The 22005-nt window shown below is 72.0% G+C and carries 15 protein-coding genes; 9 read left to right on the top strand and 6 right to left on the bottom strand.

The window, feature by feature from the left end; translation table 11 throughout:
- Window positions 1–38: 38 nt before the first annotated feature.
- The gene (locus ACIHFD_RS30120; protein ID WP_397369744.1) at window positions 39–1685 is read right to left on the bottom strand and encodes an asparagine synthetase B family protein; all 1647 of its coding nucleotides are present in this window, start codon (window positions 1683–1685) and stop codon (window positions 39–41) included.
- Window positions 1686–1824: 139 nt separating this feature from the next.
- Between ACIHFD_RS30120 and ACIHFD_RS30115 the strand changes: the two genes are divergently transcribed.
- The 4 genes from ACIHFD_RS30115 (at window position 1825) to ACIHFD_RS30100 (ending at window position 7108) form a co-directional block, all read left to right on the top strand.
- Window positions 1825–3669, top strand: coding sequence for a hypothetical protein (locus tag ACIHFD_RS30115; RefSeq protein WP_397369743.1), 1845 nt, complete (start codon window positions 1825–1827; stop codon window positions 3667–3669).
- A gap of 22 nt (window positions 3670–3691) precedes the next feature.
- Window positions 3692–4315: an anticodon-binding protein gene (locus ACIHFD_RS30110; protein WP_397369741.1), complete on the top strand. Its 624-nt coding sequence runs from the start codon at window positions 3692–3694 to the stop codon at window positions 4313–4315.
- Window positions 4316–4439: 124 nt separating this feature from the next.
- The gene (gene lysA, locus ACIHFD_RS30105) at window positions 4440–5822 is read left to right on the top strand and encodes a diaminopimelate decarboxylase (RefSeq protein ID WP_350729989.1); all 1383 of its coding nucleotides are present in this window, start codon (window positions 4440–4442) and stop codon (window positions 5820–5822) included.
- Entirely contained in the window at window positions 5819–7108 is a 1290-nt protein-coding gene (locus ACIHFD_RS30100; protein WP_397369740.1) for a homoserine dehydrogenase, read from the top strand. The genes lysA and ACIHFD_RS30100 overlap by 4 nt, the downstream gene beginning before the upstream one ends.
- Here ACIHFD_RS30100 and ACIHFD_RS30095 read toward each other — a convergent pair.
- Genes ACIHFD_RS30095 through ACIHFD_RS30080 form a run of 4 tightly spaced genes read right to left on the bottom strand, consistent with a single transcriptional unit; the run spans window position 7105 to window position 12738 of the window.
- Complete coding sequence (locus tag ACIHFD_RS30095) at window positions 7105–8796, bottom strand: glycosyltransferase (protein WP_397369739.1); 1692 nt, start codon at window positions 8794–8796, stop codon at window positions 7105–7107. The two genes, ACIHFD_RS30100 and ACIHFD_RS30095, sit on opposite strands and share 4 nt — an antisense overlap.
- Window positions 8793–10808 (bottom strand): glycosyltransferase, encoded by a 2016-nt coding sequence (locus tag ACIHFD_RS30090; RefSeq protein ID WP_397369738.1) that lies wholly within the window; start codon window positions 10806–10808, stop codon window positions 8793–8795. The genes ACIHFD_RS30095 and ACIHFD_RS30090 overlap by 4 nt, the downstream gene beginning before the upstream one ends.
- Window positions 10805–12304, bottom strand: coding sequence for a glycosyltransferase (locus ACIHFD_RS30085; protein ID WP_397369737.1), 1500 nt, complete (start codon window positions 12302–12304; stop codon window positions 10805–10807). Before ACIHFD_RS30085 ends, ACIHFD_RS30090 begins: the two co-directional genes overlap by 4 nt.
- A complete protein-coding gene (locus ACIHFD_RS30080) occupies window positions 12301–12738 on the bottom strand; it encodes a hypothetical protein (RefSeq protein WP_350729995.1) in 438 nt (145 codons plus the stop codon). The genes ACIHFD_RS30085 and ACIHFD_RS30080 overlap by 4 nt, the downstream gene beginning before the upstream one ends.
- Window positions 12739–12961: 223 nt before the next feature.
- On the opposite strand from ACIHFD_RS30080, the gene ACIHFD_RS30075 reads away from it, so the two are divergent.
- Together ACIHFD_RS30075 and ACIHFD_RS30070 are read left to right on the top strand one after the other, a co-directional pair.
- Window positions 12962–14047: a glycosyltransferase family 2 protein gene (locus tag ACIHFD_RS30075; RefSeq protein ID WP_397369736.1), complete on the top strand. Its 1086-nt coding sequence runs from the start codon at window positions 12962–12964 to the stop codon at window positions 14045–14047.
- The gene (locus ACIHFD_RS30070; protein WP_397369735.1) at window positions 14044–15690 is read left to right on the top strand and encodes a glycosyltransferase; all 1647 of its coding nucleotides are present in this window, start codon (window positions 14044–14046) and stop codon (window positions 15688–15690) included. The genes ACIHFD_RS30075 and ACIHFD_RS30070 overlap by 4 nt, the downstream gene beginning before the upstream one ends.
- Window positions 15691–15719: 29 nt before the next feature.
- Here ACIHFD_RS30070 and ACIHFD_RS30065 read toward each other — a convergent pair whose 3' ends face one another.
- Window positions 15720–17216: a glycosyltransferase gene (locus ACIHFD_RS30065; RefSeq protein ID WP_397369734.1), complete on the bottom strand. Its 1497-nt coding sequence runs from the start codon at window positions 17214–17216 to the stop codon at window positions 15720–15722.
- A 158-nt stretch (window positions 17217–17374) separates the two neighbouring features.
- Here ACIHFD_RS30065 and thrC point away from each other — a divergent pair, with 158 nt between their 5' ends.
- The 3 genes from thrC (at window position 17375) to rho (ending at window position 21917) form a co-directional block, all read left to right on the top strand.
- Entirely contained in the window at window positions 17375–18433 is a 1059-nt protein-coding gene (thrC, locus tag ACIHFD_RS30060; protein ID WP_350730001.1) for a threonine synthase, read from the top strand.
- Between the two features lie 12 nt (window positions 18434–18445).
- Window positions 18446–19372, top strand: coding sequence for a homoserine kinase (gene thrB / locus ACIHFD_RS30055; RefSeq protein WP_350730003.1), 927 nt, complete (start codon window positions 18446–18448; stop codon window positions 19370–19372).
- 457 nt (window positions 19373–19829) lie between these two features.
- Window positions 19830–21917 (top strand): transcription termination factor Rho, encoded by a 2088-nt coding sequence (gene rho / locus ACIHFD_RS30050; protein WP_397369733.1) that lies wholly within the window; start codon window positions 19830–19832, stop codon window positions 21915–21917.
- Window positions 21918–22005: the final 88 nt, after the last annotated feature.

The raw sequence follows: 22005 nt of genomic DNA, 5'->3' as shown, positions 1-22005 counted from the left end.
TGAGATCCGTACGTAATCGCCCTGTTACCGAGAGTTCACTAAAAAGGTGGCGCGAGGTCCGAGAGGTCGTTCTCGAAGTCGCTCAGCCACAGCCCGAAGAGCACCAACCCCCGCACCCAGAAACGATCGTTCCAGCCGTTGAACCTGGTCAGAGCGTCGGGGCCGCCTGAGACCACCTCGTGCAGCTCGTCCGACAGCAGTCCCGGCACGCTTCTCACCACAGTCTCCAGCATGCGGTGCGAATAATTTCGGGCGGGGGCGGCCGTCGAACGCAGCGGCACCCTTTGGAGTGGCTGCTTGACCACATTCGTCGAGGGGAGTGCGGCCACCCGTGGATTGGCCGCGTGGAGCACTTCGCGGTAGAAACGGCCCTTGTCCTTGCGGGCCACGCCGACCGACAACGCGGCGTCGAAGAAGCGCGGGTCGATGAACGGCGCCGCGAACGACGCCTCGGGCCCCACCAGGTTCACCGCGGAGCGCGCGATGCCGCGCACGGTCCTGGTGTGCAGCACCGACAGCGGCAGCTCGGCGCGGTGCCCGTGGAGCATGGAGGTGGCGGCCAGGAACTGCTCGCGCACGGTCTCCTCCATCCACTGGGCGGCGGCCTTGGACAGGAACGGCTGCGAGGGCGCCCCCAGGGACAGCGAGCCGAGCACGGCCGCCGAGCGCTCAGCCTGCGTCGTGGCCTCCAGCGCGGCCCCGCTGACCATGAAGTTCTTCAGCAGCGGCCCGCCGGCCAGGCCGTCGACCAGGATCCGGCCCGCCTTGTGCACCTCCTTGGCGAAGGGCGCGTACCAGGCGTGGTGCGGCGTCAGGTATTCGAGCCTGCGGGCCACCTCCACGACGTCGTCCGGGTAGTCGGCGGCGTCCTGGGTGATCACCCGGTGGGGGATGCCCAGCTCCCTGGTGATCGACCTGGCGAACGCGATGTCGGTGTCGGTGCCGTCGTCCGGGCTGGTCGTCCACGACTCGACGTCCATGCCGCGGGCCTTGGCCACGCTCGCCAGCAGCCGCGAGTCGTAGCCGCCGCTGACCGGCACGAGCAGCTTGCGGCCCGCGTAGTCCTGGTAGACCTCGTCCAGCAACTCGACGATCTCGCGCGGGCTGATCCACCGCTCGTACGGCTCGGAACGCAGCCAGCGCGGCAGCCTGCGCTCGGTCGCGATCCTGCCGTGCCGCCACACCAGGGCGCTGGAGCCGGGCAGCCGCTTGACGCCCGCGTACGGCGTCGCCTCGCCCAGCGGGAATGTGACCTGCAGGATCGACGCCCACGCCGACCAGTCGATCTCGACCGGCACCAGGCTGAGCAGCGGCTGGATCTGCGACGAGAAGTAGACCGCGTCGCCGAGGCGGACGTAGTAGACGTCCACGAGGCCCAGGGCGCCCGTGTGGAGCGTGACACTGTCGGCGTCGCCGATCAGCCCGGGAGTCTCGAACGTCTCCGCGACCGTCATCCAGTCGTCGTCCCGGTCGTTTCCTGGGGCCGGCTTGCGCTCGCCCCAGGAGAACGCGTACGCCTGCCCCAGGCGGTGGTAGGGCGGCAGCGGCGCCGAGCTGAACAGCGCCGCGTCGGCCGACTGGAGCGCGGGCAGGAGCCTCGGGCCCGCCGCGGTCAGTTTGCCGAGTATGGCGGGGTCGATCCGGCCGAGAGCGCCGCAGACGTAGGGCCGCACGTTGAACTGCACCGGATCTCATCCCTTCGAGACGCTTCAGGCAAAAAGAGTATCCTTTGCCGGGCTGAGGGAGCGGAGGGTACGTGAGCGAGCGGAGCGAGCGATCCATTCAATACAGCGTCCTGGGCGCCGGGCCGACGAAGGAGGCCCGGTGACTACGGAGCTGGAAAGCACGCGGCGGGCGTTGCGGGATGCCGTCGCGCAGGCCGAGCGCGCCGCCGAGCTGGCCAGGCTGCTGGACGCCGCCGAGGCCAAGCTGGCCGCCGCCGAGCAGAGCGCCGCGGAGGCCAGGTCGCTGGCCGAGCGGCTGAGCGAGGCCGAGGATCGGCTGGAGGTCGAGCAGGCGGCCGCCGACAAGCTGCGCAGGGAGCTGGCCGAGCAGCGCTTCCAGGCCGAGGTGGCCAACTGGAAGCTGTCCTCGATCAAGGTCGCCCGCTGGAACCGCCTCGGCGACGCGATCAGGAGCGGCAAGAGCAACCCGGTCAGGCTGGCCAAGGGGCTCAGGGGCGCGGCCAAGCCCGTCAAGCGGCCCATCGCGCCCAAGCGCAAGCCCCCCACGGCCGCCAAGGCCAAGGACGAGCGCCCCGGGGCGGCGTTCCAGGCCACCACCACGACCAGGACGCTCGGGGGCGCCTCCTTCAAGCTCAAGCCCTTCCGGGTGCCGACGGGGCCCAACACCAGGCCGCACCTGACGGCCGCGGTCATCGCCGACCCGCATGCCGAGGCGCTGCTGCGGTATGAGTGGCGGCAGACGACCGGCTTCACGCCGCGCGACTTCGCCAGGGTGCTCCCGCTGGAGGTGCCCCACCTGCTGGTGGTCGAGTCCGTCGAGCACGGCCCGTGGGCCGAGGAGATCACCGGCGAGCCGGGCGAAGGGCTCAAGGCGCTGCTGGCCTGGTGCGCCGAGCGCGGCATCCGCACGGTCTTCTGGCACACGCGGGGCGACGTGGCCGCGTACGCGGCGGCGGCCGAGCTGTTCGAGCACCGGTTCACGACCGATCTCACGGTGGCCTGGCCGCGGTTGCAGTTCGGGGTGCAGCCGCGGGTGCACAACCCGCTGCCGCTCTCCGGCGGGCGCATCGACCGGCTCCTCACGCTGGACCAGCTCCTGCCCGGGCACCTGACGTACCCCGACGTGCTGACCTCCTACCGCTGGCCGGCCGCGGTGGACTGCCCGCCGGGCACGCCCCAGTGGCGGCTGGCCGAGCTCGCCGCGTGCGGCACGCCCATCGGCACCGAGGCCGACACGCGGCGGGCGCACGTGGCGCTGCGGCGGGCGTACCAGATGGGCACGATGACCGAGCGGGTCGACGAGCTCCTCGACGCGATCGGCCTGCCCAGCGCCCGCGCCACGCTCAACACCTCGGTGCTGCTGCCGATCATGGACCCGTACCTGATGGAGCACGCGCTGGCGCAGGTCGCCAAGCAGTCGGGGGTCGACCAGCTCATCGTCATCGGGCCGCCGGAGTCGGAGCTGCGGGCCCGCGACGTGCTGCCGGACGTGGAGATCGTCTACCGCCGCCCGCACCCGGCGATGACCGAGGGCGCGATGCTCGACGCCGGCATCGACCTGTGCGAGGCCGACCTGGTGGCGGTCATGGACCCGCGTGACGTCTACGGCCCGCACTACCTGTCGGACCTGCGGCGGGCCTTCCTCTTCAGCACCGCCGACATCGTCGGCAAGGCGGCCTTCTACGCCCACCTCCGCAAGCCGCAGGCCACGCTGCTCAAGCAGCCCGAGGCCGAGTACGCCTACCTCCCCGAGGTCGCCGGGGCGACCCTCCTGGCCCGCCGCAACACCCTGCGTGAGATCGGGTTCGCCGACCTCACGGACGGGTGGGACGAGGTGCTCATGCGGCAGTGCCGGACGGACGGGATCAAGGTGTTCTCGGCCGACCGGTTCGGCTACGTGCGGGTACGCGACGAGGACCGCTGGCTGCTCGGGGCGGCCCACCTGGTCGAGTACGGCTCCGCCGAGCCGCACGCGCTCATCTGAGCCCACGGGCTAGGGTTCGGCCATGACACCCGCGGAACTGGCCGAGGTGCTGGGGGACCCGCCGGTTCCCGAGGGGACGTGGGAGGGGGAGGCCGTCTACGTCTCCGCCGCGGCGCTGCGCCGGAAGGTCCCCGCCGAGTCGCTCGCCGGGCGGGTGCGGGAGCTGGACGGGGTGTCCCTGGTGGAGGTCCGGCGGAACGGGTTCCTGCGGATCGTGGTCGGCGAGCCGGGGGAGCTGGTGGCGGGCGTCGAGCCGCTCGACATCCCGGAGCCCCCGTGGCCGGACTTCCCGCGGATCTGGGACAACCCCGGGTTCGTGGTGCGGTACGGGCACGCCCGGGCCCGCGCGGTGCTCAGGTGGGCGCGGGAGCTGGGGGTGCCGTCGGAGGGGTTCAGGGGGGAGCTGCTAGACGGCCCGTACGACCGGCGGGTGCTGCGGGTGCTGGCCGAGCTGCCCGGCCGGAAGGTGAGCAGGGAGCCGGGGTGGGAGACGTACCTCGTGCGGCTGGCTCTGGCCTATCACGACGCGCACGAGCACGCGCCCGCCGTCCCGGTCGGCGACGAGGCGCCGGGGCCGGTGCACACGGCGCGGGTGCGGCTGGCCGAGGCTGTGACGGGTGTGCTTCCTGGGCCGGAACGGATGTAGCGGGTCGCAAAATATTCGGCCAAACGGCGAAAAATCGTAAAAATATCCCTTCTGGTGCTTGATCGCGTCTCGATACGTGGGCAGAGGGTCATGGCTTAGTTGCGGTTCCGATAGCCTCGATCAGGTGAGTCGATTCGTCCATCCCGCCGGGGACCGGCACGCCGAGATGCTGCCCCACGAGCGCCCTCCGCTGGCGCCCGCCGACCTCAACCGGATCAACCCAGCGATCTGGCCGCGAACGTCGACCCGGACCGATGGCACGCTCACTGTCGGCGGCGTCGACGTGCGCGAGCTGGCTCGCGAGCACGGCACGCCGCTCTACGTCCTCGACGAGGACGACGTGCGCTCGCGCATGCGCGACTACGCCACGGCCTTCGCCGGCTCCGAGGTCCACTACGCGGGCAAGGCGTTCCTGTGCAAGGAGATCGTCCGCTGGCTCGACGACGAGGGCCTCGGGCTCGACGTGGCCAGCGGCGGCGAGCTGGCGGTGGCGCTCAGCGTCGGGTTCCCGCCCGAGCGCATCACGATGCACGGCAACAACAAGTCCGTCTCCGAGCTGACCAGGGCGCTGGAGGTCGGGGTCGGCCATGTCGTGGTCGACTCGTACGAGGAGATCGCCCGGCTCGGCCACCTCGCCCAGCAGCTGGGCAAGCGGCCCAAGGTGATGATCCGGGTGACCACCGGGGTCGAGGCGCACACGCACGAGTTCATCGCGACGGCGCACGACGACCAGAAGTTCGGGCTGTCGCTCAACACCGGGGCGGCCGCGGAGGCCGTACGCCGGATCCTCGCCCTGCCGCAGCTCGAGCTCGTCGGGCTCCACTCGCACATCGGCTCCCAGATCGTCGACACGGCCGGGTTCGAGGTGGCGGCCAGGCGCCTGACCGCGCTGCTCGTGCAGATCAAGGAAGAGCACGGCGTCGTGCTGCCCGAGCTCGACCTGGGCGGCGGCTACGGCATCGCCTACGTCGAGGGCGACGAGGCGCCCGACATCAAGGAGCTGGCCGACGGGCTGCGCGAGATCGTCACCAAGGTGTGCACGGACGCCGGCCTGCCCGTGCCGAGGCTGACCGTGGAGCCGGGGCGCACCATCGTCGGGCCCGGCGGCATCACCCTCTACTCGGTCGGCACCGTCAAGGACGTCGAGGGCCTGCGCACGTACGTGAGCATCGACGGCGGCATGAGCGACAACGTGCGCACCGCCCTCTACGGCGCCGAATACACCGCGGCGCTGGTCAGCCGCGAGAGCACCGCCGAGCCCATGCTCAGCCGCCTGGTCGGCAAGCACTGCGAGAGCGGCGACATCATCGTGCGCGACTTCCACCTGCCCGCGGACCTCGCCCCCGGCGACCTGATCGCGGTGGCGGCCACCGGCGCCTACTGCCGGTCGCTGGCCAGCAACTACAACTACCTGCCCAAGCCCGCCGTGGTCGCCGTCTCCGGCGGCAAGTCGCGCGTGATCGTGCAGGGCGAGACCGAGGACGACCTGTTGAGGGGGCAGCTGTGAAACCGCTGAAAGTGGCGCTGCTGGGCTGTGGCGTCGTCGGCTCGCAGGTCATCAGGCTCATGCACGAACAGGCCGCCGACCTGGCCGCGCGCATCGGCGCCCCGCTGGAGCTGGCCGGGGTCGCCGTACGCCGGCTCGGCCGCAAGCGCGACGTCGAGGTGGACCCCTCGCTGCTCACCACCGACGCCGAGGCGCTGGTCACGCGCGACGACGTCGACATCGTCATCGAGGTCATCGGCGGCATCGAGCCCGCCCGCGCGCTGATCGTCGCGGCCCTGTCCAAGGGCAAGTCCGTGGTCACCGCCAACAAGGCGCTGCTGGCCGAGGACGGCGGCACCCTGCACGAGGCCGCCAGGCAGGGCAACGGCGACCTCTACTTCGAGGCCAGCGTGGCCGGCGCCATCCCGCTGCTGCGCCCCCTGCGCGAGTCGCTGGCGGGCGACCACGTCAAGCGCGTGCTCGGCATCGTCAACGGCACCACCAACTACATCCTCGACAAGATGGACACCACGGGCGCGTCCTTCACCGACGCCCTGGAGGAGGCCCAGACGCTCGGCTACGCGGAGGCCGACCCGACGGCCGACGTCGAGGGCTTCGACGCCGCCGCCAAGGCCGCCATCCTGGCCGGGCTCGCCTTCCACAGCCGCGTCACGGCCGCCGAGGTGCACCGCGAGGGCATCACCGAGATCACCGCCACCGACGTGGCCTCGGCCAAGGCCATGGGCTACGTCATCAAGCTGCTGGCCATCTGCGCCCGCTCCGACGACGGCCGCTCGTTCGGGGTGCGGGTGCACCCCGCGATGATCCCGCGCTCGCATCCGCTGGCCGGGGTGCGGGAGGCGTACAACGCGGTCTTCGTGGAGGCGGAGTCGGCGGGGCAGCTGATGTTCTACGGCAAGGGGGCGGGCGGGGCGCCGACGGCCTCCGCGGTCCTCGGCGACCTGGTGGCCGTCGCCCGCAACCGCCTGGCGGGCACGCGCGGGCCGGAGGAGTCGACGTACGCGGACCTGGTGGCCCATCCCATGGGCGACACGGTCACGCGCTGCCACGTGGCGCTCGACGTGGCCGACAAGCCGGGCGTGCTGGCGCGGGTGGCGGAGCTGTTCGCCAAGCACGACGTGTCGATCCAGACGGTGCGCCAGGAGGGGCACGGCGACGACGCCCAGCTCGTCATCGTCACCCACCGCGCCACGGACGCCGCGCTGTCGGCGACCATGGAGGGGCTGCGCGAGCTGGACGTCGTCCGCGCCGTCGCCGGCGTCATGCGCGTGGAGGGCGACGACTAGCCTTCGCGCGCGGGGGAGTCGTCGGGGAAGGCCAGGGCGCGGACCTTGCGGACGGCTCGCTTGAGCACCGTGCGGTTCTGGGCGCGGGCGAGGCGGACCGCCTCCCTGCGCCAGGCCTCGGCCTTCTCGCGCCAGCGCGCCGCGTCCCTGGCGTTCTTGCCCGTCTCCCGCCGCAGTTGCGCGAGCTCCGCGCGGAGGGCGGCGGTGCGCTTGCGGTAGAGGGCGATCTTCTTCTCGTGCTCGGCGCTGAGCCGGTCGAGCTCCGGGACGGGCCTCCTGCGCGGCGGGTAGACGGCGGGGCGGCGCTTGAATCCCCAGCTCTCCCCGTCCAGCCACTCCAGACCGAAGAGGGCGTCGATCAGGTCGTCCCAGTCGTCGTCCGGGGCGGCCACCAGGGCGGCTCTCGACTCGGCGGCCGTGCGGTCCAGCCTGGCCATCGTGACGCCGTGCGCCGTCTCGTCCAGGGCCAGGCAGAGGGCGCCCAGGTCGTACTGCTCCATGTGGTCCACCAGGCGTTCCACCGTGTCCTCCGACGGGACCCAGCCGGGCGGCACCGAGAGCCTGAACGGGGCCGTCCCTTCCAGGGGGCTGGTCAGGTGGACGCGGGGGTCGCCGGCGAAGTTGGCCTGGATGAGGCGGAGGTCGAGGTGCGGGTCGGCGAGCGGGGAGCGGCGTCCGGCGGTCAGGGACTCCCAGGGGCCGGGGACGGTGACCCTGACGTCCGGGATCGTGCCGGCCAGGAGGCCGTCCACCGTCGCCCGCACGTCCTCGTACGGGCCCGCCGGCACCGTCGCGTCCACGTACGGCACCAGCCACTGGCGGCCCGGATCCGTGCGGAGATAGCGGCGGTAGGGGACCCGGTCGGCGACGAAAGGGTCGTTGTAGCGCTTCAGCACCGCGAAGTCGCGCATCGCCGTCGGCAGCCCGACGTGCCAGGCGCGGGACTCCGGGTCCGGGACGAACACCACGCCCGCCTGGGTGAGCCGGTAGCCCAGCTCGGTGTCCTCGGCCAGCACCAGGGACGTGTCCAGGCCGCCGATCGAGCGCAGGAGCGCGGCCGGGTACGACGCCGTGGCCCCCACGTGGATGCGGGTGGCCAGGGAGCTGGGGGCGGTACGCAGGCCGTCGTGGTCGTGGATGATCTGCTCGGCCCAGTCGTGGCGGTGCGGTGACAGCGGGAAGAGCTCGCCCTCCTCGTCCGACTCCAGCGCCTGGCGTACCCGCTCCTGCGTCGGGAGGTCGGTCGCGGCGGTGAAGTCGATCCAGCCCAGGACCACCACGTACGGGGCCAGGTGGTGCCAGCGCAGATGGGCCTCCACGTGGCGCCGGTGCGGGACCATGTCGGCGTCCAGGACGAAAACGACCTCGCCGGTCGCGGTGTCCAGGCCCGCCTGAACCGCCCACGCCCGGCCCCAGCCGCCCGGCGGGCTGGAGATCAGCTTGGTCCTGGCCGGGACGAGCTCCGGGAGGTGGATCGGGGTGGCGCTGCCGTCGTCCACCACGATGACGTCGAGCAGGTGCTCGGGGTAGCTCTGGGCGGACAGGGCCGCCAGCGTGAGGTCCAGCGTCTCCTGGCGGTCGTGGGCCGGGATGACGACGGTGACGGTGAGCGTGGGCTCCCAGGCGCCCAGGGCGGGCGGCGCGAGGACGCCGAAGTCGTTGCGGCGGATGCGGGGGATGCCGGTCATGGGAGGGGGCTCCCGTCCAGGGCCATGAGGGCGTTCGGGCGGAAGCCGCGCCACTGCTGTCTGTTGCGCTGCAGGAACGTCCCGATCGGCTCCTGCCAGGTGTGGTTGGCCGCCGGGCCCCTGCGCAGGATGTAGCCGAGCCCGTGCGTACGGTAGATCTGGCCCCCGGCCGCCTGCAGGGCCTCCTGGAACTGGGTGTCCACCGAGCGCCGCAGCGGCCGGAACCCGCCCACCGCCTGGAAGGCCGAGCGCTCCACCAGGATCGTCCCGCCGGCGACGAAGCTGGTGATCTGCTCGGTGACCTGCCTGCGGTGCACGGTGACGTCGATGGAGGTCAGGTACACGAACTCCGGCACCGTGCCCACCACCTGGGCGCCCGAGTACGAGTGCGCCAGCAGCAGGTCGGACAGGAAGTCGGGGCCGTACCAGTCGTCGTCGTCCATCTTCAGCAGGAACGAACCCGAGGCCCTGGCGGCCGCGTGGTTCAGCACCTCGCCGAACACGTCCTGGCGATCCGCCTCGAACACGCTCAGCTGGCCCTCGAACGCCTCGATCGCCTTGGCCACGTCCGGGTGGCCCTTCGGGACGCCGTGCAGCGCGAGGATCACCTCGAGCTCGGCGCCGCGCTGGCGGGCGACCTGGTCGAGCGCGAACGACACCATGTCGGTGCGGCGCGTGGCCAGCAGGACCGAGGTGAGCGGGGGCGCGGGAGCGGGCGCGCCGAGCTGCTCCCACCTCGCGGCGACGCCGTGCGTACGGAGCGCGGCGCGGCGCAGGCGGATGCTGTGCTCCTCGCGCCGGAGGTCGTCCGAGAGGTCCGGGCAGTGCTCGACGAGCTCGACGATCTCGTTGCCGAGCGCGCCCGCCCAGCGCGGCACGGCCTGCGCGCGCAGCGGCACCCCGGCGGCGGCCAGGCCGGTCAGCACCCGTACGGCGGCCAGGGGACCGCTGTGCGCGTGCCGCCAGTCCACGTCGACGCCGCGGATCTGCCGGAGCCTGGCCACGTCGGCGTCGGTGACCCCGCCGGACTCGGCGAACGACGTCACGACCTTGTCGTCCAGCACCACCGACCACCGGCCGTCCCGCTCCACCAGGGAGGCCAGGCCGCGGGAGGGGGTGGTGACGAAACCCTGGGGGTTCACGAGGCGTTCGTCCACGGGCGGGACCATGGAGGGCTCGCCCAGCACGTCGGGATCGGCCAGCGGGGAGTCGGCCATGCCCGGCCGTCCGAGGTGCTCCCAGGTCACCGCCCGCAACGTCGGCCGCTCGATGGGCGTCTGGTCCCCTGCCCACTCCACGCTTTCCGCGTCGTCATCGGTCGATGCCACGGCGTCCTGAATGGCACTCGCGCTCTCCATCGACGGGTGGCCGAGGGTGCGCAGGACCACGTCGCTGCCCGGCGCGCCGACCCGTTCGGGCACCGGCCCGGTCACCTCGGCGGGGGTCGCGTTGGGGTCGCCGGGGCGCCAGTCGGCCGCCCCGACGCCCGCGATCGCCGCCGCCGGGGCCGCGATCACGTCGAGGCGGTGGCCCGCGAACGCCCGCGCCGTCGCGGTCACGGTACGGCCCGCGGGCGTGACGGAGGAGAACCGGGCGTCGACCACCCAGACCCGGTTCCTGGGCTGGTAGACCCGCAGATCCGTCAAGGACCGCCACCGGTGCGCGGGAGTGGGGGTGGGGACCGGCGCGGGATGGGCGGCGGGCGTGTCGAGCACGGCCACGACCACCCGCTCGGCCTGTGGCAGCAGCTTGTGCAGCGTCGCGATCCTGCGCAGGTCGGCCGGTGTCCTGGCGAGCACGAGGACCTCGCCCACCTGCTCGGCCTCGTGGGGCGGCTCCAGCAGGTCCCGATCGAGGTCCACGACCTGCCGGGCCTCGCAGGACGTTCCCGAGGAGCGCCGGCGGGCGGTCGCGCCCACCCCGGCGGGTGTGGCGTAGAGGGGGGCGACGTCGTCGATCCCGGCGAAGAAGACCCGCGCTCCGGGCAGCTCCGCCAGCAGCTGACGGATCATCCGGCGCTCCGCAGGTGCCTGATCAGCGAGCTCAGCCCGCCCCGTCCCGCGGCCTCGTCGGCGGGCGGCTCGGCGGACAGCCGTTCGACCTCGGCCGCGAGCCGCTCCACCTCCGTCCGCAGCTCCTTGACCTCCCGCTGCCGCTCCCCGGCCAGCGCCCGCCATTTCGCGGGCTCGCCGGCCAGCGGCTCGGCCTCCTCCGCCGGCGCGAACCCGTACTCGCTCCCGCTGACCCACTCCGACCCGAACATCTCGTCCACCAGGTCGTCGGCCCGGCCCTCGTGGAGCGCGGCGCGGGAGAAGGCGGCCGTGCGCTCCAGGCGGGCGGCCGCGACCCCGGAGGCGTCCTCCGACAGCGCGACGCTGACCAGGCCGAGCAGGTCGCCGTCCGCGTGGCTCACCAGCCGGGAAAGCGTGTCAGCGCCCAGCGTCCACCCGGTGGGAACGCGGAGCAGGAAGGGAGCGGGCGCGGCGGAGGCGGGTACGCTCTCCGCGAACATGACCCGGGGCTCGTGCGCGTAGAGATTGTGCAGCAGGCGCAGGTCGAGGAGGGGGTCGTCGAGGCTGGAGCGGCGTTCGCCGGTCAGCTTGGCCCAGGGGCCGACGAGGGTGACGGCCGCGTCGGCGAGGGTGCCCGCGAGGGCCGAGTCCACGCTCGCCCGCGTCTGCTCGTAGGTGGTCGCCGTCACGACGACCTGCACGTACGGCACCCGCCAGTGACGCCGGGGGTGGCTGCGCAGCCAGCGCAGATCGGGGATGAGATCGCCCAGGAAGGACCAGTTGTGCCGGTGCACCTCCTTCTCCCGCAGCATCACGGTGGAGGCGCCGACGTGCCAGGCCCTGGCCTGCGCGTCGGGGACGAACACCGCCCCCGCCTGCGCCAGCCGGTACCCGAGCTCGGTGTCCTCCGCCATGTTCAGGGAGGTGTCCACGCCGCCCGCCGCGCGCAGCAGTTCGGCCCGTACGGACGTGGACGCGCCCGTGTGCAGCAGATACGCACTGGTGCCCGCGTCCTTGAGCCACCGGGTCGACTCCAAGGTCTTCCTCGTGTACTCGGACTGGACGCCCTCCTCGCCCGGCTCCTCGACGAACCGGACGTCCCCGATCACCACCGCGTGGTCGATCAGGTGGTGCCAGCGCATATGAGCCTCGATGTGGTCGTCCGCGAGGAGCATGTCGGAGTCGAGCCAGTGGATCACGTCCCCGGTGGCCGCGAGCTGCCCGGCCTGCCGGGCCGCGCCGCGTCCCCACCCGTCGGCCACGCGTACGACCCGCGCGCCCGCCACCTCCAGCGGCGGCTCGCTGCCGTCGTCCGCGACCACGACCTCGACCAACTCGGCCGGGTACGTCTGCCGCGCCAGCGCCGGGACCGTGCGCTCCAGCGCCTCCGCGCAGTCGTAGGCCGGGATGACCACGGAGACCCGCAGCGTGGGCTCCCACGCCCCCACCGCCGGCGGCCGCAGCGCCCCGTAGTCGTTGTGCCTGACCCGCGTCATACGGAGTCCCTGGCCAGCGCGCGAACCTCCGCGCGCAGCTCCTCCACCTCTCGCGCCCGCGCCATGGCGTTGACCCGGTCCTCCCCGAGCGAGGCCAGGATGGCGCCGAGGTCGTCGGCCCGCCGTCCGGCGGAGTCCTCGACGGCCTGCACCAGCAGGTCCAGCCTGGTCTCGATGTTCTTGAGTGCGGTCGTGGTCCTCGCCAGCTCGGCCTCGTACTTCTTGATCCGCAGATCGATGCGGTGCGCCTTGCCGTCGAGGCGGCGCACGGTGAGCACGAGGAAGGCGAGGGCCGCCAGGGTGACCAGGAAGGCCACCGTGACCGCTGCCGCGCCGAAAGTGATCAGGCCGGCGAGGACGAGCAGGGCGAGCACGCCGGCGGTGAGAGCTGCGAGGAGTGCGGCGGTCGCTGCCAGTCGGCGGGGCGAGAGCATCCGCGCATACCTTTCGTTTGGAACATCAGAGGCGTCGAGGACATCACGGGATTATTGACACCTTAATAAACAACAGGCACCTACCGTGCCACACCTTCCTGGAGGAAAACTGAGAATCACCTCCACTCCACCTGCGGCGTAGGGCCTGCCGAATGTGGAGGCCGCGTCTACCAGTGAGTAAAACGGGCGTAAGGTAGGCGCCGACCAAGTCCCAAGGAGGCCCATGTCCATCACCCCTTGTGGCTTCGCTCGTACGCCGGAGAAGGGGCTGGCCCGCCTGCACTGGACGCATGACGGCTGGGCGGTGGAGGGCCAGCGCCCCGATGTGCCCGCGCTGCGCCCGCTGCGCGGTCTGGAGATCGAGTGGCCCGCCGCCGAGGTGCCCTTGGAGGGATTGCTGCGGCTGGCCGCCGCCGGGGTCCCGCTGACCGCCGACCGCGCCGCGCCGTGGGTGCCCGGCGACCTCGCCGCGCTGCTCACCGACCGCGACTGGCTCGGCCACGCGGCCGACGGGACCGCGCGTTCGCTGGCCGACCTGCGGCGGGAGGAGCACAGCGTACGCCTGCGCCGCCTGGGGCACCGCGTGTCCAGGCCCTCGGTCAGCCCTTCGGTGAGCATTGTGATGTCGAGCAAGCGGCCGGGGATGGTGGGGACGGCGCTGGCCCAGATGGGCCGGCAGCGGGACGTCGAGGTCGAGGTGCTGCTCGGGCTGCACGGGGTGGGCTTCGAGGAGGTGCGGGAGGCGGTCGAGTCGTGTTCGCTGCCCGTGAAATGGATCGAGGTCCCGCAGGACGTTCCGTTCGGAGAGGCGCTCAACCGGTTGGCGGCCCTGGCGCGCGGCGACTACCTGGTGAAATGGGATGACGACGACTGGTACGGGCCGCGCCACCTGGGGGATCTGCTCATGGCGCTGGCGTACTCGGGGGCCGACGTGGTGGGGACGACGGCCGAGTTCTTCTACCTGGAGCCGCTGCGGGCCACGGTGCGGCGGACGACTTTCGCGAGTGGGGCGGCGTATCCGAGCGAGGTGTGGGCCGATCATGTGGCCGGAGGGACGATCTTGATTTCCCGGGCGAAATTTCAAGAAATTGGGGGATTTCCCAGGCTATCGCGGGCAGTTGATCTCGAGTTTCTCAAAGCAGCGCAAAAGGCTGGAGCGCGTGTCTACCGTACCCACGGGCTGGGCTACGTCCTGCGCCGGGGGCTCGGCGACGAGCACACCTGGCAGCTGCCCCTCGCCCACTTCCTCAAGGTGGCCGCCAACCAGTGGCGCGGCTTCCGCCCGAGCCTGCTGATGGAAGCCGCATGACCACCGATGTCACCGGTGCGGCCAGGGTGCGCGGCAACGACTACCGGACCCTCGAACCCCTCCAGGAAGACCTCACCCCGGAGCTCACGGTCAGCGTGGTCATCCCGGCCTACGGCGGGCAGGACAAGCTCGACCTGGTGCTCGCCGGGCTGGCCGGGCAGACGTACCCGGCGGAGCTGACCGAGGTCATCGTCGTCGACAACGGCAGCGCGCCCCCGCTGCGCCTGCCCGCCGTCCGCCCGGAGCGGACGCGCCTGATCGTCTGCGCGGAGCCGGGCCGGGCCAGCGCCCGCAACGCCGGGCTGGCCGAGGCGACCGGCGACGTGATCCACTGGCTCGACTCCGACGTGGTGCTCACCCCGGGAGCGATCGCGGCCCACATGCGCTGGCACCACGCCGCCCCCTACCTGGTCGTCACCGGCTACATCCGCTTCACCGACGCCGAGGTGCCCCGCGAGCTCCCTGACGACCTGGAGAGGCACTTCGAACCCGCGGAGCCGCACGCCTGGATCGTCGATCTCGTCGAGCGCACCGACGGCCTCACCGACAACCCCCAGCGCCCGTTCAGCCTGCACGTCGGGGGCGCGACCTCGGTCAACGCCCGGCTGATCGAGGCCGCCGGGCCCATGGACGACGAGCTGATCCTGGGCCAGGACACCGAGATGGGTTACCGGCTCGGCCAGGCGGGAGCCGTCTTCGTGCCGGAGCCCACGGCCCGCGCCTACCACCTCGGGCCCACCATGCGGATGCGCGGCAAGCAGCCGATCGACCGGGTGAGCCACGCGTTCGTGGCCGACCGCATCCCGGCCTACCGGTGGCTGCGGGGGCATCCCGGGCGGCAGTGGCAGGTGCCGTACGTCACCGTGGTGGTGGACGGCACGGCAGGCTACGACTCGGTGCGCGCGACGGTGGACGCGCTGCTCGCCGGCACGTTACCCGACCTGTCCGTGCTCGTCCTCGGGCCCTGGGACACCCTCGACCGCGACCGTCGCTCCCCCCTGCAAGATCCCGACCTCGACCTGGTGCTGGTCCAGGGCCACTATCGCCACGAAGGCCGGGTACGCCTGTCCGCCACGGACTCCGTCGACCCCGCCGTGCCCTTCGTGCTGCGCCTGCCGTCCGGCTGGGTCCCCGGCGACGACTCGCTCGCCCGCCTGCTCGACCTGGCCCGCGACGAGGGGCTCGGCCTGGTGAACGTGCTGCTCCGCGAGTCGTCCCAGGGGGTCCTCGCGGCCCGCCTGGAACGCGCGTCAGCCTTCGCCCGGGCCCGCATCGTGGTGACGCCGGGGGAGGACCTGGACGACGCGGTGGACTCGGTGTCGGGCGTCACCTGGGTGGAGGCGGAGACGTACGGCTTCACGACCGAGCCGGGGGCGATCCTCGGGCGGCGGGGGGCGTACCGGGCGCGCCTGGAGGCGCAGGCCGAGACGGCCCGGCTGGCCAAGGAGGCGGAGCGGCTGCGGGCGCAGGTGGCCAAGTGGCGGGACGAGGCGGGGCGCTGGCGCAAGTCGACCGTGGAGCTGCGGCGCGAGGTCGGCACGCTGCGCCGCCAGCTGGCCGCGGCCGGCCGCGCCCAGCAGAGCCTGCGGGTCCTGGTGTCGACGACCATGAAACGCGCCTTGCGCAAACGCCTGCGCGGCTGACCCGCCCGCCCCTTCGCGTGCCTGGGGGGTCAGCTGGGGCGGAGGGCGGACTTGAGACGGCGCAGCAGCGTGTTCTCCGGCGGCACCGAGACGGTCACCGGGGCGGCGGCCGACGTCGGGGCGGGGATGGTGACCGGTTCGGGTCGCGCGGGAGCCGGCACGGGCCAGTAGCGGTCCGGCGGCTCGTGGCGTACCCCGTGGGTGGTGGCGATGAGGTCGTCCACGTCGGCGGTCCCCGGGTCGGCGAGCAGGACGGCGCGGCCGAGGGCGGAGGTGCGCTCCAGCCGGGCCGTGCGCCCGTCGGGCAGGTCGACGATCAGCACGCCGGTGAGGTCCTTCTGCACCGACTCGATCATGCGCTCCAGCGTCGCCCGGTGCAGCGGCACGTCGACCGGCCCCCGGTAGCGGAACGGCGTGGGCGCGGGCGTGGGGGCGGCCTCGTCGATCAGGCGGATGCGATCGTCGTGCGCGAACAGGTCACGCATCAGCCGCAGCTCGAAGCATGGATCCGACAGGACGGACCGGCGCCCGGAGTTCAGCCGCGACCACGGCCCCACCAGCGTCACCACCACGTCCTGCAGCTTGCCGTCCAGCGCCGCCGCCACGGCCTGCCGCACCACCGACTCGGAGGTGTCCGTGACGTCGAGCACGATCTCCACGTACGGCACCAGCCACCGCCGCCCCCGGTCCTTGCGCAGGTCCCTGCGCAGCGGGATCCGGTGCGCCAGGTACGGCTCCACAGCCCGTACGGCGCGTTCCCTGTCGCGGTGCTGCGCGGGCAGCCCCAGGTGCACGGCCTGCGCGTCCATGTCCGGGACGAACACCACGCCGTGCATGGCCAGCCGGTAGGAGAACTCGGTGTCCTCGCCCCGCGCCACGTTCGGGTCGAGACCGCCCACGGCGTGGAAGACCTCCCGGGGCAGGGCGAAGGTCGGGCCCGTGCACACGTGGTACGGGTTGCGGCTCTTGCGCAGCCCGTCGGTCTTGGCGATCGTCGCCTCGGTGGAGCTGGACACGGCCCCGGCCAGGTCGAACAGCTCTCCCAGATGGCCCGCCCTGAAGACCTGGCGCGGCGTGACCGGCGGCGCGTCCACGAACTTCTTCATCCCGATCGTGACGAGATAGTCCGTCACGTGGTGCCAGCGGGCCAGGGCCTCGATGTGCTCGCGGCAGGCCACCATGTCGGCGTCGAGACGCTGGATGATCTCGCCGTCGGCGGCCTTGGCGCCGGTGTTGACGGCGTTGGAGATGCCCCAGCCGTCGCGCACCCGTACGACGCGGGTGTTGGCGGGCCGGATCTCGGGCAGCAGGATGGGAGGCTCGCTGCCGTCGTCGACGACGAGGACCTCCATGAGATGGTCCGGGTACGTCTGCGCCGCCAGCGCCGCGAGTGTCAGGTCGAGCCGGTCCTGCCCGCCGTGAGCGGGTATCACCACGCTCACGGAAAGGGCGGGTGACCAGGTGCCGAGCTCCGGCGCCGCGATCGGCGAATAGTCGTTCTGCGTCAAGGCAGGACGCGCGTCCATGGTGGTGACCCCCTGCCCCGAGACCTTATCGGGAGATGCTGAGAATTTCCTGAATAGTGCCCCTGTCCAATGGATGTGTCCGGCCGGTGGACGCGGATCCGCGGCGGCCTGCCGCACCCCGTACACTCTGTGCCCAACACCGCAGGTAGGGAGTCATCATGAGCAGGTCGTGGCGTGGCCTCATCGAGGAATACCGCGAGCGTCTTCCTGTCACTCCGAAGACGCCTGTCATCACGCTGCTCGAGGGTGGCACGCCGCTGGTCCCCGCGAACCGTCTGTCGGCGCTGACGGGGTGCGACGTCTACCTGAAGGTCGAGGGAGCCAACCCGACGGGCAGCTTCAAGGACCGCGGCATGACCATGGCCATCAGCAAGGCGGTCGAGGAGGGGGCCAAGGCGGTCATCTGCGCCTCCACCGGCAACACCTCGGCGTCGGCGGCGGCCTACGCCGTACGCGCCGGGCTGACCTGCGCCGTGCTGGTGCCACGGGGGAAGATCGCCATGGGCAAGCTGGCCCAGGCGCTCGTGCACGGCGCCACGCTGCTGCAGGTCGAGGGGTCGTTCGACGACTGTCTCGAGATGACCCGCAAGCTGTCGTCCAGCTACCCGATCGCGCTGGTCAACTCGGTCAACCCGTTCCGGCTGCAGGGCCAGAAGACGGCGGCGTTCGAGATCGTCGACACGCTGGGTGACGCCCCGGACATCCACTGCATCCCGGTGGGCAACGCGGGCAACATCTCGGCGTACTGGATGGGCTACCAGGAGTACGCGGCCGACGGGGTGTCGACCAAGCGGCCACGCATGTTCGGCTTCCAGGCCAGCGGGGCGGCGCCGATCGTCCAGGGCGCTCCCGTGTCCCATCCGCACACGATCGCCACCGCCATCCGCATCGGCAACCCGGCCTCCTGGTCGCTGGCCACCGCGGCGCGCGACGAGTCGGGCGGCGTCATCCAGGCGGTGACCGACCGGCAGATCGCGGCGGCGTACAAGCTGCTGGCGCAGGAGGAGGGCGTGTTCGTGGAGCTGGCCTCGGCCGCCAGCGTCGCGGGGCTTCTCCAGGCCCACTCGCAGGGGCTCGTCGACCCGGGCCGGCGCATCGTCTGCACCGTCACCGGCAACGGGCTGAAGGACCCCGACTGGGCGATCTCGGGCGCGCCCGCGCCCGTCGTCATCCCCATCGACGTCCACGCCGCCGCGGCGGCGCTCAACCTCGCCTGACAGGGAGTTCATGTGCGGACCGTTGAGATTCGCGTGCCCGCCACCTCGGCGAACCTGGGTCCCGGATTCGACGCGCTCGGGCTGGCGCTGAGCCTGTACGACGACGTCGAGGCCGCGCTCACCGACGAGGCCGGGGTTCGCGTCACCGTCGAGGGCGAGGGCGCGGGTGAGCTGGATCTCGGAGAAGGTCACCTGGTCGTCAAGGCGATGCGGGCCACCTTCGATCGCATGGGGATCACGCAGCCCAGCGGGATCCGCCTGCACTGCCGTAACAGGATTCCGCACGCGCGCGGGCTGGGATCCTCGTCGGCCGCCCTTTGCGCGGGCATCCTGGCGGCCCGCGCTTTGGCTGAGGGCGAACAACTTTCTGAGCGCGGGCGATTTTCGGACGACGACGTTTTCGCGCTGGCCACGGAGATCGAGGGCCATCCCGACAACGTGGCCCCCTGTCTGGCCGGCGGACTGACCGTGGCCTGGTACGACCACTCCGGGGCGCCGCATATGGTGAAACTGGCTCCTGACGAGCGGATCCGCCCGGTCGTGGTCGTTCCTGTCACCCGGCTGGCCACGGAGACCGCACGGGGGCTGCTGCCGAAGGACGTGCCCCACAAGGACGCATCGTTCAACGCCGGCAGGGCTGCGCTGCTGATCGCGGCGCTGACCCGGCAACCGGAGCCCGGGCTGCTGCTCGCCGCCACCGAAGATCGACTCCATCAGCATTACCGCGCGCCTGCGATGCAGGACACCGCGAATCTGGTAGAACGTCTCCGTGCAGTGGGCGTGCCCGCCGTCGTTTCGGGAGCGGGTCCCACGGTCCTTGCGTTTTCGACATCGGATACGCAGGATTTGATCGCGCCAGAAGTGGGTAATGACTGGCACATCCAGCAAATGGACGTCGACCCGGTTGGTGCGAACGTTCAGTTCCCCGAGACACGCTGATGCCTCTTTAGACCTTCAGGGAATAGCCGTGTGCGCTGGTGATGTTAGGCTGGTAGCCGCACCAGATGCCCCCTTGGTGGGTGCGTGCTTGTCAGCCACACATCGCTGCATCATGTTTCACGTCGCGAGGCGTGAGCAGCGCGGCTGTCTCCCCGGACTCCGTTGCCTCCGGTTGGCCCACACCCGGTTGGCTCGAAACGAGGCGGCGACGACGGGGATCTGCGCGTTCGAATCACATCGACATCTGGTTGGCGACAGCAATCTGGGGGGTGTCAGCCACGCGCCACGGCCCTGTGGCGGCTTGGACGAGCCTCTCCCCAAGAGTGGCGGCCGTCCACAGCGACAGCCGAAGATCGCAGAGTGCACCCCGACCCGGTCTGTCCCGCCGGATCGCAAGCACCTCCGGGACGCCCGGCAGAACGAAACCGGCGCCCGACCCCTGGGAAGGACCTTTTAGTTGAGCGACACCACCGAACTCCTCTCCGACGCATCAGGCGCAGAGCCGGCGTCCGGCGACACCCCCACCCGCGCACCGGCGAAGACCACCCGTGCGCGTCGCTCCGGCACCGGCCTGTCCGCCAAGGTGCTGCCCGAGCTGCAGAAGATGGCAGCGGAGCTGGGCATCAGCGGGACCGGGCGCATGCGGAAGAGCCAGCTGATCGCGGCCATCCAGGAGAAGCAGGGTGGCGGCTCCGGCGAGGCGGCTTCGGCTCCCGCCGCGGCCACCGAGGCGCCCGCCGCCGCCGCGGCTGACGCCGCCCCGGCCGCTGAGCGGCCCACCCGTACGCGCAGGGAACGTTCCCGCGCCAAGACCACCGAGGAGCCCGCGGCCCAGCCCGTCGCGCAGCCGGCGGAGCCCGTCGCCGTGGCCCCCGAGCCCGTCGCGGCCGCCGCGCCGGCCGAGCCGGTCGCGGAGCCGCAGGCCCAGGCCGTGGAGAGCGGCCAGAGCGACACGCGCGCCGAGCGCGGCGAGAGCCGTCGCGAGCGCCGCAGCCGCGGTGAGCGCCGCGAGCGGGGCGACCGCTCCGGCAGCGACCGCGGTGAGGGCGGTCGTGTCGAGAGCAGCCGCGACGGCGGCCGTGACAGCCGTGACAGCCGTGACGGCGGGCGCGACAGTGGCCGTGACCTCGGCCGTGACCTCGGCCGTGACAGCGGGCGCGACAGCGGTCGTGACCTCGGCCGTGACGGTGGACGCGACGGTGGACGTGACGGTGGCCGCGGCGAGCAGCGCGAGCGCGCCGCCGACGCGGGCCGGAGCGACCAGCGCGGCGACCAGCGCGGCGACCAGCGCGGCGGGGGCAGCGACGACGACGATCGCGGGCGCGGTCGCCGGGGCCGCTTCAGGGAGCGCAACCGCGGCCGCGGCCGTGACCGCTTCGAGGGCAGCGAGCCCGTCGTCGGTGAAGACGACGTGCTCATCCCGATCGCCGGCATCCTCGACATCCTCGACAACTACGCGTTCGTCAGGACCAGCGGCTACCTGCCGGGCAGCAACGACGTCTACGTCTCGCTCGCCCAGATCCGCCGCAACGGCCTGCGCAAGGGCGACGTCATCACCGGCGCCGTCAGGCAGCCCCGCGACGGCGAGCGGCGCGAGAAGTTCAACGCCCTGGTCCGCCTCGACACCGTCAACGGCATGGACCCGGACCAGGCCCGCAACCGGCCTGACTTCAACAAGCTGACGCCGCTCTACCCGCAGGAGCGCCTGCGCCTCGAGACCGAGCCGAACATCCTCACCACGCGGATCATCGACCTCGTCTCGCCGATCGGCAAGGGCCAGCGCGGCCTCATCGTCTCGCCGCCCAAGGCCGGTAAGACGATGGTGCTGCAGGCCATCGCCAACGCGATCACCCGCAACAACCCCGAGTGCCACCTGATGGTCGTGCTCGTGGACGAGCGGCCCGAAGAGGTCACCGACATGCAGCGGTCGGTCAAGGGCGAGGTCATCCACTCGACCTTCGACCGTCCGGCCGAAGACCACACCACGGTCGCCGAGCTCGCCATCGAGCGGGCCAAGCGCCTGGTGGAGCTGGGCCACGACGTGGTCGTCCTGCTCGACTCGATCACCCGCCTCGGCCGCGCCTACAACCTGGCGGCCCCGGCGTCCGGGCGCATCCTGTCGGGTGGTGTCGACTCCACGGCGCTCTACCCGCCCAAGCGCTTCTTCGGCGCCGCCCGCAACATCGAGAACGGCGGCTCGCTGACGATCCTCGCCACGGCCCTGGTCGAGACCGGGTCCAAGATGGACGAGGTCATCTTCGAGGAGTTCAAGGGCACCGGCAACGCCGAGCTCAAGCTCAACCGCTCCCTGGCCGACAAGCGCATCTTCCCCGCGGTGGACGTGGACGCGTCCGGCACGCGTAAGGAAGAGATCCTCATGGGCAAGGACGAGCTCCAGATCGTCTGGAAGCTGCGCCGGGTGCTGCACGCGCTCGACATGCAGCAGGCGCTCGAGCTGCTCCTGGAGAAGATGAAGGAGACCAAGTCCAACGCGGAGTTCCTCCTGCAGGTCCAGAAGACCACGGTGAGCAACGACCGCGACTAGCGGCTCACTGAGAGGGGCGGCATGGGGTCCGGCCCCGTGCCGCCCCTTTCGCGCGCCGGCTCGGTAGGTGGGGGTAGCCCTACCCCTA

The sequence above is a fragment of the Nonomuraea sp. NPDC051941 genome (assembly GCF_044593615.1).
Note: the sequence above shows the minus strand (reverse complement) of the source record. Positions and strands in the feature narration are given on the sequence as shown.

What these genes read in the sequence shown, in the direction of transcription:
- ACIHFD_RS30110 (WP_397369741.1), top strand. Translation starts at nt 3,692, where the DNA reads ATGACACCCGCGGAACTGGCCGAGGTGCTGGGGGACCCGCCGGTTCCC.
- ACIHFD_RS30095 (WP_397369739.1), bottom strand. Translation starts at nt 8,796, where the DNA reads ATGACCGGCATCCCCCGCATCCGCCGCAACGACTTCGGCGTCCTCGCG.
- ACIHFD_RS30090 (WP_397369738.1), bottom strand. Translation starts at nt 10,808, where the DNA reads ATGATCCGTCAGCTGCTGGCGGAGCTGCCCGGAGCGCGGGTCTTCTTC.
- ACIHFD_RS30085 (WP_397369737.1), bottom strand. Translation starts at nt 12,304, where the DNA reads ATGACGCGGGTCAGGCACAACGACTACGGGGCGCTGCGGCCGCCGGCG.
- ACIHFD_RS30080 (WP_350729995.1), bottom strand. Translation starts at nt 12,738, where the DNA reads ATGCTCTCGCCCCGCCGACTGGCAGCGACCGCCGCACTCCTCGCAGCT.
- ACIHFD_RS30075 (WP_397369736.1), top strand. Translation starts at nt 12,962, where the DNA reads ATGTCCATCACCCCTTGTGGCTTCGCTCGTACGCCGGAGAAGGGGCTG.
- ACIHFD_RS30070 (WP_397369735.1), top strand. Translation starts at nt 14,044, where the DNA reads ATGACCACCGATGTCACCGGTGCGGCCAGGGTGCGCGGCAACGACTAC.
- ACIHFD_RS30065 (WP_397369734.1), bottom strand. Translation starts at nt 17,216, where the DNA reads ATGGACGCGCGTCCTGCCTTGACGCAGAACGACTATTCGCCGATCGCG.
- thrC (WP_350730001.1), top strand. Translation starts at nt 17,375, where the DNA reads ATGAGCAGGTCGTGGCGTGGCCTCATCGAGGAATACCGCGAGCGTCTT.